Source organism: Cupriavidus sp. P-10 (genome assembly GCF_003402535.2).
Taxonomy (GTDB): domain Bacteria; phylum Pseudomonadota; class Gammaproteobacteria; order Burkholderiales; family Burkholderiaceae; genus Cupriavidus.
The window spans coordinates 1114136-1131385 of the sequence record NZ_AP025172.1; the positions used below are offsets into that span (position 1 = coordinate 1114136).

A 17250-nucleotide genomic window follows, 5' to 3' on the forward strand; every position below is an offset into this window, starting at 1 on the left:
CGGTGTTTTCTCGGGTGCGGGTGGTGGCCTTACTCAGCCTGGATGTTGGCGGACTTGACCACACCGGCCCACTTTGGCACTTCGGCGGTCATGAACTTGCCGAACTGCGCGGGGCTGGTGCCGAGGATCGCTAGTCCCTGCTCCGCAAACTTTGCGCGGAGTTCCGGCTGCTTCAGTGCGATGGTGACTTCGTCACTGAGCTTCTGAACAACTGCCACGGGTGTGTTAGCCGGCGCGAACAGACCGTACCAGGTCGATACCTCAAAATTCTTCAAACCGGACTCCGCTACCGTAGGCACATTCGGCAAGCCCGGGGCGCGATTCTGGCTCGACACCGCAATCGCCTTGAGCTTGCCAGATTTGATAAACGGCGCGACTACAGGCACGTTGGCAAACATCACCGGCACGGTGCCCGCGATCACGTCAGTCAGTGCGGCCGACTCGCCTTTGTACGGCACGTGCGTCAGCTTGATGCCGCTCATCGTGTTAAACAGTTCGCCGGCAATGTGCTGCGGACCGCCGGGTCCAGATGACGCATAGCTAGCCAGCTTGCCGACGCGGGCCAGAGCGATGACATCCTTGACCGAACCGGCCGGCACGGACGGATGCACGACCATCACCAGCGGCATCGATACAAGCTGCGTCACCGGCTTGAAATCCTTGATCGGGTCGAACGGCAGTCTCGAATACATGCTGGGTGCAATCACCATGGTCGACTGCGATGCCAGCATCAGCGAGTAGCCGTCAGCGCTGGACTGCGATACGTTGGTGGCCGCGATGGTACCTGTGGCACCGGGCCGGTTCTCGACGATGACCGACTGGCCCAGCTGCTTCGAGAGCTGAGCGCCGATCTGCCTGGCAACAATATCGGCGCCCCCGCCCGGCGCAAAACCCACCACGATGCGGATGGTCTTGCTCGGGTAAACATCGTTTGCCTGGCTCATGGTTGTGGACAGCATGGCCGCGAGAGCCAGCAGTGCGGAGCCGACTAGGTGTCGGCGGGATGCCGTTACAGATCTGAGATTCATGGGGAGTCTCCGGTGTATGTTCTATTTTTGTGCTGCTGGTCTTGCTGACGACACGGACGGCGTCGCACCGCGTCACGCTAAGCCGCCAGCAGGTGAGCGTCTGGCATGACGAAGCCAAGGCAGTCCAGCGCCTGCGTCAGCGCCAGGCGTTGCGGCTGGTCCAGTTCTGTCAACGGCGGGCGCACAGTACGCCATGCATGGTCCGCGCTTTGCATTGCGATCGCTTCCTTCATCGCAGCAATCATCGGGAACTGCTGGAACGCCGCACGCGTGCGGTTCAGCGCGGCCTGCCGTGCATCGGCGTCGGTGCCCTGCCAATGCTGGTACAGTGCCACGATGGGCGCAGGGTTGACGTTGCCCGTGGCGGTGATACAGCCGGCGCCGCCAGCGCGCATCGTTTCCAACAGGATGGCTTCCGTGCCTGCGAAAACGTCGAAACCCCGCGCCCCAAAACGATCGATCAGCGCACGCACATTATCGAGATCGCCGGAGCTATCTTTGATGCCGGCAACCACGCCCGGATAAGCAGCGAGCAGACGGTCGATCAAGGCAAAGCTCAGCGGCACCTGGCTCACAGCCGGGATGTGGTAGAGGTAGATGCGCAGCCGCGCATCGCCGACGCCCTCGATAACCTGCGCAAACGCGCGGAACAGGCCGTCATCGGAAACACCCTTGTAGTAGAACGGAGGCAGCATCAGCACGCCGGCGCATCCTGCCGCCACCACATGGCGGGTCAGCGCGATGGCGTCGGGCAGCGCACATGCACCCGTGCCCGGCATCAACCGGCTGGCGGAAATTCCCCCGTCCAGCAACGCGTCGAGCATCTGCTTCTTCTCGTCCACCGACATGGAATTGGCTTCCGAATTGGTGCCGAACACGGCCAGGCCCACGCCTTGCGCCACCAGCCAGCGGCAATGACGGACAAAGCGCTCGGTGTCTGGCGAGTAGTCGGCGCCAAATGGCGTCACGACCGGCGAAAACACCCCGGTGGGGCGAGAAGAATCTGTCATGGCGGTCTCCTGTGGATGTCGCGGGCCTCGACGAGCCCCGTCGAAGCGTTGAGACGGATTCTAGAAACTGGCAGAATTTAGAAACAGCAGAAAACGGCAGCTTCAAACAACAAATTTTTTATCGTTTGCTGCGCTTGTATCCAATCGGAGGAGCCTCGTGGACACACGATACCTGCAGAGTTTTGTCGCCGTAGTGGAGCACGGCTCGTTCGCCGAGGCAGCCAGGCGCCTCGGGCTGACGCCGGCGGCGATTGCAGCCCGTGTCAAGGCGCTGGAAGAGTTCATCGATACGCCACTGGTAAAGCGCTCAGGCCGCACCGTGCTACCTACGCAGAGCGGCTTACGCATTCTGAACAAGGCCAACGCCGTGGTGCGCGATGTGCGCGATCTCAGCGCCGTGGCACATGACGACAGCCTGCTGGGAGAGCTTCGGCTCGGGGTGTCGAGTTCCGCCCTGACTGGCTTGCTGCCACCGATTCTGGAGCGGCTCTACGCTGCGCATCCGCACCTGAAGATCTTCGTAGAACCGGGCACATCCTCACACCTGTACCGGCGCATCGTGTCCGGCGACCTGGACGCCGGCATAATCGTGGCGCCGCAGTTCGCCATCCCTAAGGCATTCGCGTGGCAAGTGCTGGCCGAGGAGCGCTTTATCGTGCTCGCGCCTGCAGCCATGGCGAATCGCGACCCCCACGACCTGCTGGCCAGCGAGCCATTCATCCGCTATGACCGCGGCATGTGGGGCGGCATGGTGGCCGATCGCTACCTCCATGAGCACAACATCGTGCCGCAGGAACGGCTGGAGATCGATGCGCTGAACGCCATCGCGACGATGGTGGACCGTGGCATCGGTGTCTCGCTGATACCCGACTGGACCCCGCCATGGCCTGAAGGACTGCGCGTGGCGCGCCTTCCGCTGCCGGGCCGCACGCCGATAAGACAGGTCGGGTTTCTGTGGTCGCCGCGCGGGTCGCATGCCGCGCTAGCGCAAGCGTTCCTGGCCTCGGTCGTGCCGCTCGGCGTCAAGAAAAAGCTCAGATAACACCCATTCCACCAGCGCTCGTCTGCCATCTCCGATGGCCCGCTTCATCGACTCGTGCGACCACCTTGCCATCAGAAAGCGGGTAAGCTGCAGCCCCCACGTGCAGCACGACCGGGAAGGCCGGTTGAACGGTAAATTCCCATCCCACCTGATGACGTCCGCTGCCGCGAGCTTTCACGGTGCGGCCCACTCGGGCCAGTCCCCGTTGACGCAGCCCGAGTTTGCGCTTTGGAGCAAGGGGCAGCGGGAACTAGCGATCCCGGCAGATTATTTCTTCTTCCTGAATTTTTTGGTGGCCCAATTGTTGCGAGCTATCCTTTCCAGGTTTTGTGCCCCCTTCAGGCGATTAGTGATTGCGTAACGTAGCGGTGGCACACATCCGCACAGGACAAGGGGCGTGCAGAAATAAAGCCGGAGACGACACATATCGGGTGACCGCTCTACAAGCGTGGCATCCGCGCTGATCGCATGAAAGTTTCGTTCTTTACTACTTTTGGGCGTATGTGTCGTCCCCGGCCTGATCCCGGCATGACCTCATACACGGCTGTTTTCCCCAGGCATTACCCTAGATACGAATTCAGGCACAGCGGTCGCACACTGGCAGCAGCCCTATTGCAGATGTTCGATAACACAATGCCCCAAGCAATGTAGCTGCGCTCCAATGCAAGTCAAGCTGACCGGCATGCCGGCCGCCACAGGCATCATCGGAGATCATGCCCATGCTCAATATCAAATCTTCTTTCGATCGCTAACCACTACGAGCGCTTGAGCCTGGACTTTGCCCACCGAGCGCGATCTGTGAGGAATAGAGGCATTGAAGTAGAGCGAGTCGCCAGGACTCATACGCACAGTGCGACCTTCAAACAGCACCTCCATTTGCCCTGATACGACGAAGATCAGCTCCTCTCCGGCGTGACTGGCCATCGGCTGGTCTTCGGCCAATGTGAACGGCGGTAGCATGATAAATGGCTGCATGGCCTTGTCCGGCCGCTCCGTCGCAATGGCTTCATAGGTATACCCATGTCGCTCGGTAGACGGACTGAACGGAATTCGGTCGCCGGCCTTCACGTGAAGGATCTCGTTGGCACGCGACGACCTGGAGATGAGCTGATCGACGGTCACCGACAACGCTTCAGCCAGCTTGAGCACGGTTCCGATGGTTGGCGACGACAATCCCCGCTCAAGCTTGGACAGATAGCTTTTCGTCAGCGACGCGCGCTGCGCCAACTCTTCAAGCGTCAAACCATTCAACTTGCGTAGTTCTGCCAGGCGCTCGGCAATGCCCGGCGCCGCAGGTTCCGCGCTCACTTCTTGCTTAATCGTCATCCTAGGACCGAAAGTTCCAAAGCGCCTGCACAGGCGCTTCCATAGTCCGTGATTGTACGGGGCGAACGTTTTCACGACAACGTAGTTGCACTTATGACACTTTGGTGTCATGCTAGACACACTTGTTTCCAATACCAAGGAGATTGCAAGTGAGTCCCAGCCGCCCCCGCTGTCGTGACCTGACTTCCGTGGTCACTCTTTCTGCTGCAGTGTTTTTGACCATCCCCCTTTCCGTTAACGCGGCAGAGTTTCCCGACAAGGCCATTACCCTGGTAGTACCGTTTGGCGCAGGAGGTATTACAGACCTCGTGGCCCGAGCCACGAGTAAAGCCCTTTCCGAACAACTCGGTCAATCCATCGTTGTGGAGAACCGTCCCGGCGCGGGCGGGAACATTGCAGCGGACTTTGTCCGGCGCGCAAGGCCGGACGGTTACACACTAATGTTCACCACAGTCGGCATCCTGGCCGTCAATCCCCATACCGATGTCAAGGTCAACTTCGACAGCGCGAAGGACTTCACCTACATCTCCCTGGTGGGCTCAACACCGCATCTGGTCGTGGTAGGTGCGGATGTCCCGGCAAAGACCCTCCCCGATCTCATCAAGCTTGCCCAGCGCAAATCGGAATCCGTGAGCGTTGGAACCGCCGGCGTCGGCAGTTCGCCTTATCAAGGGATGCGCGTGCTTCAGGACGTGGCGAAACTCGAGTTTCTCCATGTGCCATTCAAGAGCGGCGCCGAGTCCGTCACCAATGTCGTATCGGGACAGGTGAGCATGACCTTTGAGGCTACACCTCAAGTCATGCCGTTCGTGACCTCAGGCAAGCTTCGCGCTCTCGCCGTAGCGAATCCGCGCCGCCTATCCACTGCACCACAGGTTCCTTCCACTGCCGAGCTGGGGTTCCCGACCCTGGTGTCTGGATCAGTGGCTGGATTGATCGGACCAGCGGGACTCGACCCTGCTATCGTGAAGAAGCTTAACGCCGCGGTAGGCGCCGTAACGGCAAACCCCAAATTCAAGGCGACGCTGGTCGCTCAAGGCACCGAGCCAATCGCCTCGACACCCGAACAATTTCGAAAACTGATCGCAGAAGAGAATCAGAGATGGTCCGCGCTGCTCGGCGCGAGCGACAAGGCCAAATAAAATCCGCCCCTCATTCACCAAACTCTCCAGCGCATCCCAGAAGGACACACCATGGCTGACACAATGCAACTAAGCAAGAGCGAGATCGTCGACGCTTCGCTCCAGAAGATGCAGACGAAACTCCGGGCTGACAAGATGCCCCTGCGCGCGGCCGTCGCGGAAACCTGCCGAATCCTGTTCGCGTTCGGACATGATTCCGGACTCGCGGGGCAGATCACGGCGCGGGCCGAGGAGCCGGGCACGTACTACACGCAGCGCCTTGGTCTTGGTTTCGACGAAATCACTGCGGATAATCTGCTGCTCGTCAACCAAGATCTCGAAGTACTTTCCGGAAACGGAATGCCAAACCCTGCCAACCGCTTCCATTCTTGGCTCTATCGCGCGCGTCCGGACCTGAACTGCATCGTTCATTCCCACGCGCCGCATGCCTCCGCGCTTGCCATGCTCGAGGTTCCGCTGACAATCTCCCATATGGACACCTGCGTCCTCTACGACCAGACGGCATTCCTCGAAAAATGGCCCGGTATCCCAGTCGGCAATGAAGAGGGCGAAATCATCTCCACGTCGCTCGGCGACAAAAAGGCGATCCTGTTGTCGCACCACGGCCTTCTGGTTGCTGGTGCATCGGTGGAGGAAGCTTGCGTGCTGGGCGTGATGTTCGAACGCGCCGCGCGCCTGCAGCTCCTGGCGATGGCCGCAGGTGAGATTCAGCCGATTCCGCCGGAACTGGGTCGGGAGGCACAACGCTGGGTGAGCACGCAAAAGCGGTTCGAAGCGACGTTTGCCTACTATTCGCGCCGCGCCCGTCGCGAACTGCCGGCGGATTGAGTCGAGATACCCCGAGCTGCTACGTGAGCGCCGAGTGCGTGGCCACCGACCGAGTGGGCGGCCCCCATTAGGGGTGTTTGTGCTTTCCGTGCATGTATGGGACGCCCGCTCCCACGCCGCTCGAGCCTTTGCGCCTGCCGCAAGCACTGTCCGCGCCAACGGCACCAACCGCGCACCCCACCACCGACGCCCGAATCGCCGCGGGCGATGACCTCGCCGTCGTGACCCTAGCTGGCCCGCTATGCCGACAGCACCGCGACGCTGGCCACCTATCGCCGCGAGGTTGATCGGCTGATCCTGTAGACCGCGCCGGAATTGGGGAAGCCGCTGTCCTCACTGCACGAAGAAGACTCGCTCGCCTACGAGCGCTTCCGCGCCGCTCCGCAACCGGCCCGAGGAACAAAAAGCTCGCGCGCGCCCATCTGAACTGGCGCCCGTTTGCCAGGCAACTATCCCCCGGCAGCGTGCGCCAGGCGATGGTGGTCCTCAACGCGCTGTTCGGCTGGTTGACGAAGCGGGCCACCTAGCCGGCAACCCGCTCGCCCTCGCCCGCCGCCGGTGCGCCCCTACCCAGGCGCGCATCATCCGTTATCTGAGCCACGAACTGTGGGAGACGGTCAGGAGACGGTCGCTGGGATGCCGACCGAGACCGCGCGGGAACGGCTGCATGCGGCACGCTGCCGCTGGGTGCTGACGGTGCACTATCTGGGCGGCTTGCGGGCGTCGGAGTTGACCGCGACCGCGATGGGCGCGCTCTTCTGCCGCCGCGATGCCCAGAGCATTGAGCGCTGGTGGCTGGAGGTGACCGGCAAGGGCAACAAGACCCGGCTGGTACCGGCGACAGACGAATTGATCGCCGAACTGGCGCTACCGCCGCGCCCACGAGTTGCCGCCTACCCCGCAGTTCGGGGAGGCGCGTCCACTGGTACTGCCGGTGATTGGGAGCGGCGAGAAAGCGCTGTCACGCGGCGCTTTGCACTTGATCCTCAAAGAAGTATTCGGCATGGCCGCGGCACGCCTGCGGGCGCGCGGGCCGGAATGGGAATCGCAAGCCGCGGTGCTGGCCAGTGCCTCGGCGCACTGGCTGCGCCACACCGCTGGCTCGCACATGACCGACCGACAGGTCGACCTGAGTCTTGTGCGCGACAACTTTGGGCATAGTTCGCAGTCGACGACGAGCGGTTACCTGCACAGCGAAGAGGCTGCGCGCCATGAAGCCACACAGGAGCGGCACCGGATTGGCTGGGGCACTAAGAAATAGCTGGTCCACTGGTTATTTCATCATCGTGAAACTGCGATGCGGTCGTACATCGATCATCGCAGCCTTGACCTGATCGACGGCGGTCTCGGCATCCGTGCCAATGTAGTTCTGGGCCAAGCGCTGTCATGCGCCTTCCGCCCGTGATGACCATTGTGCCGTTGGTCAGCGCGTCGTCAACGTGCCCCGCAACCTTGTCGATCGCTTGTTCGTTGATCATCGGCCCGATCTGCGCATCCTGATAGTGAGGGAGAGAAGACCAGTGCTTCCCAACAGCGCCACATCCAGCGCTGACAGGGAAAATTCTCTGGGATCGTGTAATGCCAATGGACGCCGTCAGTTGGCATTCGATCTGCGCCCAGATTCTTGACCAGCCGCAGGGTTGACATCATGGTAGATCGGGCGTGACTCAGTGGCCGCCGGCGCATTTTGGGATAGGATGGCGCTGGTAACCAGGCCCTGACACCGCAAGGAACTGCCGTTGCCCAAAGCCCTCCCCTCCAGCCCCTCTGGCGAGTTTCCCACCCTCGAGACATCGGATTTCGCGGGCAAGGGGTCATTCTATTTCGACCTCGTGCGGCTGCAGGACCGCGACGACATCCCGCGGGGCTTCCTGCACCGGCACAACTACTACCACCTGCTCTGGATGACCCGGGCGAGCGGCACGCACATGCTCGACTTTGCGCATTTCGATGTGCGCGACCACTCGGTGTTTTTCCTCTCACCAGGGCAGGTCCATGCCTGGACGTCATCGGTCAAGCCGCACGGCTATGTACTGAATTTCAGCACCGACTTCTTCGCGCGGATGTTTCCGCGGGCCGAAGATGTCGCAAAATTCCCGTTCTACAACCCCACGCGCGGCAACAATGCGCTCTATCTTACGCAGGCCCAGCATGACGACATGCTGCCGCTGCTTCGCGAGATGGAGCGCGAGGCGCGCGACCGCCAGCCTGGCTTTACCGACGTGCTCCGGGCTTGCCTGCTGATCCTGCTCACGCGCCTGTGCCGCTTGTGCCCGGGCAACGAGCACGACAGCGGCGTTGGACCGCAGCAGGCGCTCACGCGCCGTTTCACGATGCTGGTGGAAACGCACTACTTGCGCTTCGACACGATCGGCCAATACGCCGAGGCGCTCTGCGTGAGCGAGCGTCAGCTCAACGACGCGGTCAAGCGAACCGTGGCGCGCACGGCCAGCCAGGTGGTACAGGAACGCGTGGTGCTCGAAGCCAAGCGCTGGCTGAGCAACACTGAAACAGCCATCGCCGAGATCGCGTTCCGTCTCAATATCGAGGACCCGGCCTACTTCGCACGCTTCTTCAAGAAGCAAACCGGCCTCACGCCGGGCGACTTCCGCAGGAAGCATTGTCGTCCGCTGGAATGACGCGCGAAAAAATCCAACACATCGTCTGATCCGTCCTAACGCAGCTGCCACGTGGCTGGATAAAGTGTTCCTCATGGCGCAGCCGAACCCGGCGTCACCGTCACCCGGGCACGTTCTTATGTGTATGCGGGCACGAGCGGCGCGTGCGGGCACGGCATGACGCCATTGGCCCGACACCCGGCAGACGCGCAGGCCGCCGTCAGCGGGCCCATAAGAAGCCCAGGGGCACAGGAGACAGACATGTACAAAGCAATCATCCGGTTGCGGGGCCTTGCCGTGGCCACCGCATTGGCCGTCACTACCCTCAACGCGATGGCGGACTACCCGGATCATCCCTTGCGCATCATCGTGCCGTTCGCCGCCGGCGGCGCCACCGACGTGATCGCGCGCACCGTGGCGCAAGCCATGTCGACCCGGCTCGGCCAGTCGATATTGGTGGAAAACAAGGCCGGCGCAAACGGCAATATTGGCGCCGTCTCGGCCGCGCGCTCAGACCCCGACGGCTACACGCTGTTGATGGCCACGTCGAGCCACGCAATCAACGCCTCGCTTTACCAGAAGCTCAACTACAGTCTCACGCGCGATTTCGTGGGCCTGTCGAACCTAGCGTCGGTGCCGCTGCTGCTGGTGGTGAATCCCTCGGTGCCAGCCAATTCGGCTAGCGAGCTCGCCGCATACGCCAAGGCCAATGCCGGCCGCGTCAACTACGCATCGGGCGGCACCGGCACCGCGTCCCACTTGGCCGGCGAGCAGTTCAGCGCGCTAGCCGGAACGAAGATGACGCACGTCGCCTACAAGGGCGGGGCGCAGGCGCTCAATGACGTGATGGGCGCCCAAGTGCAGATCATGTTCGCCAACCTGCCCGAAGTCCTCGCCCAGGTGCAGAGCGGCAAGCTCAAGGCGCTGGCAGTCACTGGTACCAAGCGCCACGTCGCCCTGCCCGATGTGCCCGCTTTCGCGGAAACGCCGTTCCCGAGCATGACCGCGCGCTCGTGGTTCGGCCTGTTTGCGCCGGCCGGCACGCCAGCGGCCGCCATCGAGAAGCTCTCGCAGGCCATCGTCCAGAGCGTAGCCGACCCCTCCGTGAAGGAACGGCTGAAAGGGCTCGGCGCCGACCCGGTCGGCGACGATCAGGCCGCATTTCAGAAGTACGTGAACCAGGAGGTGGCGCGCTGGGCCGTGCTTGTCAAACAGTCTGGCGCCACCGCCGATTGACTCCACTCATCCGCCACCGCTCGAGGAAACCCCATGCTGTTCGACGTTCGGACCTACACCTGCCGCCCCGGCACGATCAAAAGACACCTGGCGCTGTATGCCGAGCACGGCTACGCGATCCAGAGTCGCCACCTTGGCAAACCGTTGGCCTACATGCAAACCGAGACCGGCGATGTCAACAGCTACATGCACATTTGGGTCTATGACAGCGCAGCCGATCGCGAGGGCAAGCGCCAGGCGCTGCAGAAGGACCCGGCCTGGAGCGACTACCTAAAAATGAGCGCCGAGGCCGGCTACCTCACCAGCCAGGAGAACCGGCTGATGACGCCGGTATCGTTCTTCAAGCCATAGGCGGACCTGTCGTCGCGGCCCGGGCGTTCAGCGCCGGGCCATTCACGCCCCGTTGGAGAGAACCCGGTCCGGGCCGAAAGCGCGATCCGATGCTCGCGTGCGTCCGCGCCACCGCCGAGGCATAAGTGCGTCAGAGGCTTGGAGGCGCGTCCTGCGCCAAGCCTCAAATGCTGTCCAGCGCGTGCCGCGAGCGCCTGCGCCCCGGCCTCAACAGTTTCTCATTCACGCCCAAGCACATTTGAGCAGGCTTTGTGCAGAGCATCCGGTTAGCGCATTGGGTGGTTCATAGTCCTCTCGCCGTGAATCGTGCCCCTGCTTCGGCGAGCCCTCGCGTTACGTTAATCCCCCAGGGGCGTCAGCGTCGGGGCCCGCGATTGTGAGAGCATTCCTTTGACAGTGGCGGCCAATCACGACTATAGTGCTAACGTTAGCAAAAGCATGGGGGCGTTAGACGCTTAACACTGCAATGCAGCCGGGCCGAGCCTCGAAGGCAGGCTGTTGATCAATTCAGTAAGCACCTCCAGCGAGCCGGAAAGCTGCAGTTGACATCCCGAAGGGCAGTGAGCCCTTGTCACCCATATCTGTTAGGTGAAGGCACTGACGCGTTCATCACTTTATCTGTGACATTTGATCGCGCCAATTCCAGCGAGACGAAAGTGCAAATTAATCAAGGATCGTTAAGGTTTCTGGTTGAGAAGTGGTTCGGCAACTCCTCGTTTTCATCGCTACGGATAACCCGTGTGTTGCATTCCACACTGGGCAGAAATCATTGTGTGCATGTGGAACTGCCTCGAACCGACAACCCGGTGGCTGTCTTTTTCTTTCGACATGACGACGGCAGTTGGAGCGTCTTTCCGCCGGAGATCAAACGCAGGTCGATGACGTCCGCCTGCTGAAAGACGAAGCCGATCGCGCAGCTGATAGCACCACCATTGGGCTGGTGGATTGTCTGAAGAGGTAATCGGGTCTGCGACTCGCACTCGGCAATGTCACATCAATTTGATTGAAAAGAATTTAGAATCCCATGACGCAGCAAGCAGCACGCCCCGCAAGCCAGCGAAAATCCTCCGCCAATCGAGCAACTGACTCCCTGAAGGCAATCTCCGTTGCGATTCCTGTCGTCAACTCACCTGCGAGCGAAGCCGTCCCTGCCAAGGGCGCACCGACAGGCGTCGCAGATGACACACGCCATGCTGTGCCAGAGATGAATGTCAAGTCAGCAACTGACGTGCCTAAAGCTCAGCCCCCTGGCGGCGCCGAGAAGGACCTGCCGCTGCGCGAGGACATCCGCTTCCTAGGCCGCCTGCTGGGCGACTGCCTGCGCGAGCAGGAAGGCGATGCCGCCTTCGAGGTGGTCGAGACCATCCGCCAGACCGCGGTGCGCTTCCGCCGCGAGAACGACCGTGCCGCCGGCGCCGAGCTGGACCGGCTGCTCAAGCGCCTGTCGCGCGACCAGACCAACCAGGTGGTGCGCGCATTCAGCTATTTCTCGCACCTGGCCAATATCGCCGAGGACCAGCACCACAACCGCCGCCGCCGCGTGCATGCGCTGGCCGGCTCGCCGCCGCAGGCCGGCAGCCTGCCGCACGCACTGGAGAAGATCGACGCCGCCGGCGTGACCGGCAAGCAGCTGCGCAAGTTCCTGGACGAAGCGCTGATCGTGCCGGTGCTGACCGCGCACCCGACCGAAGTCCAGCGCAAGAGCATCCTGGACGCCGAGCGCGAGATCGCCCGCCTGCTGGCCGAGCGCGACCTGCCCATGACCGCGCGTGAGCGCGAGCACAATACCGCTCAGCTGCGCGCCAAGGTCACCACGCTGTGGCAGACCCGCATGCTGCGCGACGCGCGCCTGACGGTGGCCGACGAGATTGACAACGCGCTGTCCTACTACCGCACCTGCTTCCTGCGCGGCATCCCGCAGCTGATGACGGAGCTGGAAGAAGATATCGCCGCGGTGTTCCCGACCACGCGCAAGCGCAAGGGCACCCCGGGCACGCAGCCGGCACCGCTGGCGCCGTTCCTGCAGATGGGCTCGTGGATCGGTGGCGACCGCGACGGCAACCCCAACGTTACTGCCGAGACCCTGGAGCATGCCTCCAGCCAGCAGGCCCAGATGATCCTCGACTGGTACCTGGATGAAGTCCATGCGCTGGGCGCCGAACTGTCGATGTCGACGCTGATGGTCGACGCCAGCCCTGAGCTGCTGGCGCTGGCCGAGCGCTCGCCCGACCATTCCGAACACCGTGCCGACGAGCCGTACCGCCGCGCGCTGATCGGCATCTACGCGCGCCTGGCCGCCACCTGCAAGACGCTGACCGGCCACGCCGCGCCGCGCCGCCCGGTGGCGCCGGCCGAGCCCTACGACAGCGCCGAGGCCTTCGCCGCCGACGTGCAGGTGGTGATCGACTCGCTGCGCGAAAACCACGGCCAGGCGCTGGCAGGCGCCCGCATCGACGCGCTGGCGCGTGCCATCGGCGTGTTCGGCTTCCACCTGGCGTCGGTCGACATGCGCCAGGTGTCGGACGTGCATGAGGCGGTCATCGCCGAGCTGTTCGCCGCCGCCGGCATCGCCCCGGACTATGCCGCGCTGTCCGAGCAGCGCAAGCTGGAGCTGCTGCTGGCCGAGCTGCGCCAACCGCGCCTGCTGACGCTGCCGTGGCACGAGTATTCCGAGCAGACCCGCAAGGAGCTGGCGATCTTTGCCGCCGCGCGCGAGCTGCGCAAGCGCTACGGCAAGCGCATCGCGCGCAACTACATCATCTCGCACACCGAGACCCTGTCGGACCTGGTCGAGGTCATGCTGCTGCAGAAGGAGTCGGGCATGCTGCAAGGCACGCTGGGCAGCAAGACCGACCCGGCGCGCATGGAGCTGATGGTGATCCCGCTGTTCGAGACCATCGAGGACTTGCGCAACGCCGCCGGCATCATGCAGTCGCTGCTGGACCTGCCGGGCTTCGATTCGGTGATCGCGCACCATGGCGTCGAGCAGGAAGTGATGCTCGGCTATTCGGACTCCAACAAGGACGGCGGCTTCCTGACCTCCACCTGGGAGCTGTACAAGGCCGAACTGGAGCTGGTGCAGCTGTTCGAGGAGCGCAAGGTCAAGCTGCGCCTGTTCCATGGCCGCGGCGGCACCGTCGGCCGTGGCGGCGGCCCGACCTACGACGCGATCCTGTCGCAGCCGCCGGGCACCGTGAACGGCCAGATCCGCCTGACCGAGCAAGGCGAGATCATCAACAGCAAGTTCGCCAACGCCGAGATCGGCCGGCGCAACCTGGAGACGGTGGTCGCGGCCACGCTGGAAGCGTCGCTGCTGCCGCAGCAGAACGCGCCCAGGGACCTCGACATGTTCGAGGCGGTGATGCAGCAGCTGTCCGACCGCGCCTTCTCGGCCTACCGCGACCTGGTCTACGAGACCCCGGGCTTCAAGGATTACTTCTTCGCCACCACGCCGATCACCGAGATCGCCGACCTGAACCTGGGTTCGCGTCCGGCCTCGCGCAAGCTGATGGACAAGAAGCACCGCCGCATCGAAGACCTGCGGGCAATCCCCTGGGGCTTCTCGTGGGGCCAGTGCCGCCTGCTGCTGCCGGGCTGGTACGGCTTCGGCAGCGCAGTGAAGGCGTTGCTGGACAGCGCGCCGGACGACAAGGCACGCAAGTCCGCCGTCACCACGCTGCGCCGCATGGTCAAGGCCTGGCCGTTCTTCTCCACGCTGCTGTCCAACATGGACATGGTGCTGGCCAAGACCGACCTGGCGGTGGCTTCGCGTTATGCACAACTGTGCGATGACGCGGCGCTGCGCCGCACCGTGTTCAACCGCATCAGCAAGGAATGGCACCTGACCAGCGAGATGCTCGCGCTGATCACCGGGCACCAGGACCGGCTGGCGGACAACCCACTGCTGGCGCGCTCGATCAAGAACCGGTTTGCCTACCTGGATCCGCTGAACCACTTGCAGGTGGAGCTGCTCAAGCGCTACCGGGCGGGCAAGGATGGCGATGATATCCGCGTCCGGCGCGGCATCCACCTGACCATCAACGGGGTGGCAGCTGGTCTGCGCAACAGCGGCTGAGGCAACGAGCGGTTAGCGCAGTCATGTGAAGCATTGGCTCCCGGGACAGGCACAGGATGGTGTGCCGGCCAAGCTGGAGCCAACTTTCAAAGCCTCGGCATCTCCGCGGGTGCTACCGCAAGGCCATCGATGCCGCTTCGCCTCACTGAATCGGCAAGAAATCCGTCCTCTCGCATTGCATCTAAGGCCGTGTTGATCAACGCCAACCGCTCCGGCCGATTCGAGGGGACCGCAATACTTTGCGCGACACCAAACAAGTTATCGGGCAACATGCGCAGTTGCGGCTCATTGCCCGCACTAGATGCGAGACGTTGGCGACCGCCGGCGAAGGCGTCAACGGTTCCTTCACGGAGCCAGCGGAAAGGCTCCTGCATCGTATAGTCCGATGTGGCGCGCACCCTCGCGAACTTCAAATGCTGCTGCAACCACACGCCAACCGTATCGTCAGTGCTCACCCCAATCGTCTGGCCGGCTTGGTCGAGGTCATTGACTGAGGCAAGCGGCGAGTCTGCCCGGACCAATGCGCTCTGCTGTACCAGCACATACGTTTGCGAAAAGAGAACGCCGGAACGATCAGGATTCGGCGCCACAAATCCAATATCGGCGCTGCCATTCTTAACTGCATCCAACACTGACGCAGCGGTAGGAAGCAGCATAATCGTGATGGACACGTTAGCCCTGCGTCCCAATTCGCGTGTTATGTCCGCGACCACGCCGGTGAAGGTACCAGTGACAGGATCGTGTCGCGCCTGGGCTACGTTCGCGACGATGTAGGCGGCTCTCAGGATCCCTGTTGGCGCGAGCGTGGCATCGGCTGCGGTGGCATTGCCGGTTGGTATTGCCGCCAAAACCAGCAGCGCACGCAAGCGCCGGAGCGCCTTCGAGCTCCAAAGTGAAATCTTGTCGGGGGAGTCGGAATGTTGCGTCATTGAGAATCTGCTTTTTCTAGGCGAAATGTAACGACTGGCAGCTGTTCTTTGCTACTAGAGGCAAACCTTCCGCGTCTGGCATTCCGCAAGCGAGCCAAAGGAAAGGCGCCGCGGCTTTCTACCGGGCATTCGCTATCTACACTTATCGAACCAGGCCGAAGCGACGAGCCTCTGGGACGAACTCAAAGTTTCGCCAGAGTGTTCATGCCTCTTCGCTCAATCGGATAGCTGGTGGCCCCGAAAGCCGGAGCCTTTCCTTGTGATCAAAAGGTATGTCGGATTCCGATCATCGTGCCAAACTGCGAACCACCGGGCGCAGGATTTGAGCCGGGGGCTCCCACACTTACCGATTGGGCAAGCTGGCCACTGTTATTGATATGCCCGATCGTGGCATAGACGGACGTTCTTTTGGAAAAATTGTACGCACCTCGCACCGTATAGAGGAAGGCGTGATTATCGCTGTTGCGATAGTCGAGATAATACACTTCCCCTGACAGCGTGATGGCTGGGGTAATATCGTAAGCTGCCCCGGTATACCAGAGATTGCTTCTCGGCGTTGAACTGCCATCATTATTTCGGAGTATAACCCCGGTGCCGAGCTTGGCATTACCCAACAAAGCGTAGGCACCCAATGCCAGTCGCTTATCTGCAATACTGCTGCGGGTCAGTCCATTTGGCGCACCGGTGCCGCCCCGCATGACATCGTACGCCGCCGAAATTCCCCAGGATGCTTGTTCGTAGAGAAGAAGAGCGGACCATTGCTGGCATGCCCTCGAGTCGGAAGGGTTCTCTCCAGCGCAGTTGGCGCTGGCTGCACCGGGAACCACCGCGCTATCACGTCCGAAGCTGTAAGTCCCGCCAACTGTCAATCCGCCAAATTTCCCTTTGTAGGAAATGGCGTTGTCAACCCTGGGGTTCGACAAGTATGGGTCGAGAGCGCCCGATCCGTAAATGTTTGCACCCAGGGTATCCGTATCCAGGGTACCCCAAAAGATCATCGAGTACTGCCGTCCGAACGCGACTTGCCCCCAAGGCCCGGAAAGACCAACCAGCGCTTGTCGACCGAACAGACGTCCACCCTGGCCGGAATTTCCGGCATCCGGCGCGAAGCCGGATTCGAGGACAAAAACGCTCTTGAGACCGCCCCCCAGATCTTCGGTTCCTCGCATACCCCATCGCGACGGGGTTGTGCCGGTATTTGACGGAACGCGGAACAGACTATCTTTGCTGGCACCGACATTGCTTACATATTCGACACCACTGTCAATCACACCATACAAGGTGACAGACTGGGCGAAGGCAGATGCAGGGAAGATTGCCGCCGCCAGGAATACAGATTTCCAGTTCTTCAATTTGTCTCACTCCTTCTCGAATTTATTTTTCCTTTGCAATTTCATGCAATCCACACTTTGAATTTATCCCGCCACCTTACCCCTTCAATTGCAATAAAAATCAATGCCTCATCCCCACCCCGGCCCCGCAAGGCCCTTCGCCACGGGACAGCCTTCAACTGCATGCAGCGTTCCGCGTTCAGATGGCCGAGACTGCAGTTTGTGCTAACGTTAGCTCACTGAATCTGGAAAGTCAAAGACGGGATCACGATTTCCCCACGAAATCTGGCACCCTTAGCGGTTGTGGTCGTGCTAGCGTTAGCACGAACGCCTC

At 61.9% G+C, this 17250-nt stretch carries 12 protein-coding genes and 1 pseudogene; 8 read left to right on the forward strand and 5 right to left on the reverse strand.

Annotated features, from left to right (window positions below):
* Positions 1–29: 29 nt before the first annotated feature.
* On the reverse strand, positions 30–1028 hold the full coding sequence (locus CTP10_RS35085) for a Bug family tripartite tricarboxylate transporter substrate binding protein (protein WP_116323946.1): 999 nt from the start codon (positions 1026–1028) through the stop codon (positions 30–32).
* A 77-nt stretch (positions 1029–1105) separates the two neighbouring features.
* A complete protein-coding gene (locus CTP10_RS35090; protein WP_116323947.1) occupies positions 1106–2038 on the reverse strand; it encodes a dihydrodipicolinate synthase family protein in 933 nt (310 codons plus the stop codon).
* A 157-nt stretch (positions 2039–2195) separates the two neighbouring features.
* Here CTP10_RS35090 and CTP10_RS35095 point away from each other — a divergent pair, with 157 nt between their 5' ends.
* Complete coding sequence (locus tag CTP10_RS35095) at positions 2196–3080, forward strand: LysR family transcriptional regulator (protein ID WP_116323948.1); 885 nt, start codon at positions 2196–2198, stop codon at positions 3078–3080.
* 729 nt (positions 3081–3809) lie between these two features.
* Here the strand turns inward: CTP10_RS35095 and CTP10_RS35100 are convergent.
* A complete protein-coding gene (locus CTP10_RS35100) occupies positions 3810–4406 on the reverse strand; it encodes a helix-turn-helix domain-containing protein (RefSeq protein ID WP_116323950.1) in 597 nt (198 codons plus the stop codon).
* Positions 4407–4555: 149 nt separating this feature from the next.
* Here CTP10_RS35100 and CTP10_RS35105 point away from each other — a divergent pair, with 149 nt between their 5' ends.
* The 7 genes and pseudogenes from CTP10_RS35105 to ppc all read left to right on the forward strand — a co-directional run bounded on the left by CTP10_RS35105 (position 4556) and on the right by ppc (position 14656).
* The gene (locus CTP10_RS35105) at positions 4556–5548 is read left to right on the forward strand and encodes a Bug family tripartite tricarboxylate transporter substrate binding protein (protein ID WP_271815968.1); all 993 of its coding nucleotides are present in this window, start codon (positions 4556–4558) and stop codon (positions 5546–5548) included.
* A gap of 108 nt (positions 5549–5656) precedes the next feature.
* Positions 5657–6376, forward strand: coding sequence for an aldolase (locus tag CTP10_RS35110; protein WP_442875266.1), 720 nt, complete (start codon positions 5657–5659; stop codon positions 6374–6376).
* A gap of 92 nt (positions 6377–6468) precedes the next feature.
* A pseudogene (locus CTP10_RS35115) lies at positions 6469–7637 on the forward strand (tyrosine-type recombinase/integrase).
* Between the two features lie 478 nt (positions 7638–8115).
* A complete protein-coding gene (locus tag CTP10_RS35120) occupies positions 8116–9015 on the forward strand; it encodes a helix-turn-helix domain-containing protein (protein ID WP_116323953.1) in 900 nt (299 codons plus the stop codon).
* A gap of 240 nt (positions 9016–9255) precedes the next feature.
* Positions 9256–10230, forward strand: a complete 975-nt coding sequence (locus CTP10_RS35125; protein ID WP_116323954.1) for a Bug family tripartite tricarboxylate transporter substrate binding protein — start codon at positions 9256–9258, stop codon at positions 10228–10230.
* Positions 10231–10263: 33 nt separating this feature from the next.
* Positions 10264–10581: an NIPSNAP family protein gene (locus CTP10_RS35130; RefSeq protein ID WP_116323955.1), complete on the forward strand. Its 318-nt coding sequence runs from the start codon at positions 10264–10266 to the stop codon at positions 10579–10581.
* Between the two features lie 1228 nt (positions 10582–11809).
* Positions 11810–14656: a phosphoenolpyruvate carboxylase gene (ppc, locus tag CTP10_RS35135; RefSeq protein WP_442875250.1), complete on the forward strand. Its 2847-nt coding sequence runs from the start codon at positions 11810–11812 to the stop codon at positions 14654–14656.
* 86 nt (positions 14657–14742) lie between these two features.
* Here the strand turns inward: ppc and CTP10_RS35140 are convergent, their stop codons facing one another.
* Together CTP10_RS35140 and CTP10_RS35145 are read right to left on the reverse strand one after the other, a co-directional pair.
* A complete protein-coding gene (locus CTP10_RS35140) occupies positions 14743–15585 on the reverse strand; it encodes a transporter substrate-binding domain-containing protein (RefSeq protein WP_116323204.1) in 843 nt (280 codons plus the stop codon).
* 263 nt (positions 15586–15848) lie between these two features.
* The gene (locus CTP10_RS35145; protein ID WP_116323205.1) at positions 15849–16937 is read right to left on the reverse strand and encodes a porin; all 1089 of its coding nucleotides are present in this window, start codon (positions 16935–16937) and stop codon (positions 15849–15851) included.
* Positions 16938–17250: the final 313 nt, after the last annotated feature.

What these genes read in the sequence shown, in the direction of transcription:
- CTP10_RS35090 (WP_116323947.1), bottom strand. Translation starts at nt 2,038, where the DNA reads ATGACAGATTCTTCTCGCCCCACCGGGGTGTTTTCGCCGGTCGTGACG.
- CTP10_RS35140 (WP_116323204.1), bottom strand. Translation starts at nt 15,585, where the DNA reads ATGACGCAACATTCCGACTCCCCCGACAAGATTTCACTTTGGAGCTCG.
- CTP10_RS35110 (WP_442875266.1), top strand. Translation starts at nt 5,657, where the DNA reads ATGCAGACGAAACTCCGGGCTGACAAGATGCCCCTGCGCGCGGCCGTC.
- CTP10_RS35100 (WP_116323950.1), bottom strand. Translation starts at nt 4,406, where the DNA reads ATGACGATTAAGCAAGAAGTGAGCGCGGAACCTGCGGCGCCGGGCATT.
- CTP10_RS35085 (WP_116323946.1), bottom strand. Translation starts at nt 1,028, where the DNA reads ATGAATCTCAGATCTGTAACGGCATCCCGCCGACACCTAGTCGGCTCC.
- CTP10_RS35130 (WP_116323955.1), top strand. Translation starts at nt 10,264, where the DNA reads ATGCTGTTCGACGTTCGGACCTACACCTGCCGCCCCGGCACGATCAAA.
- CTP10_RS35125 (WP_116323954.1), top strand. Translation starts at nt 9,256, where the DNA reads ATGTACAAAGCAATCATCCGGTTGCGGGGCCTTGCCGTGGCCACCGCA.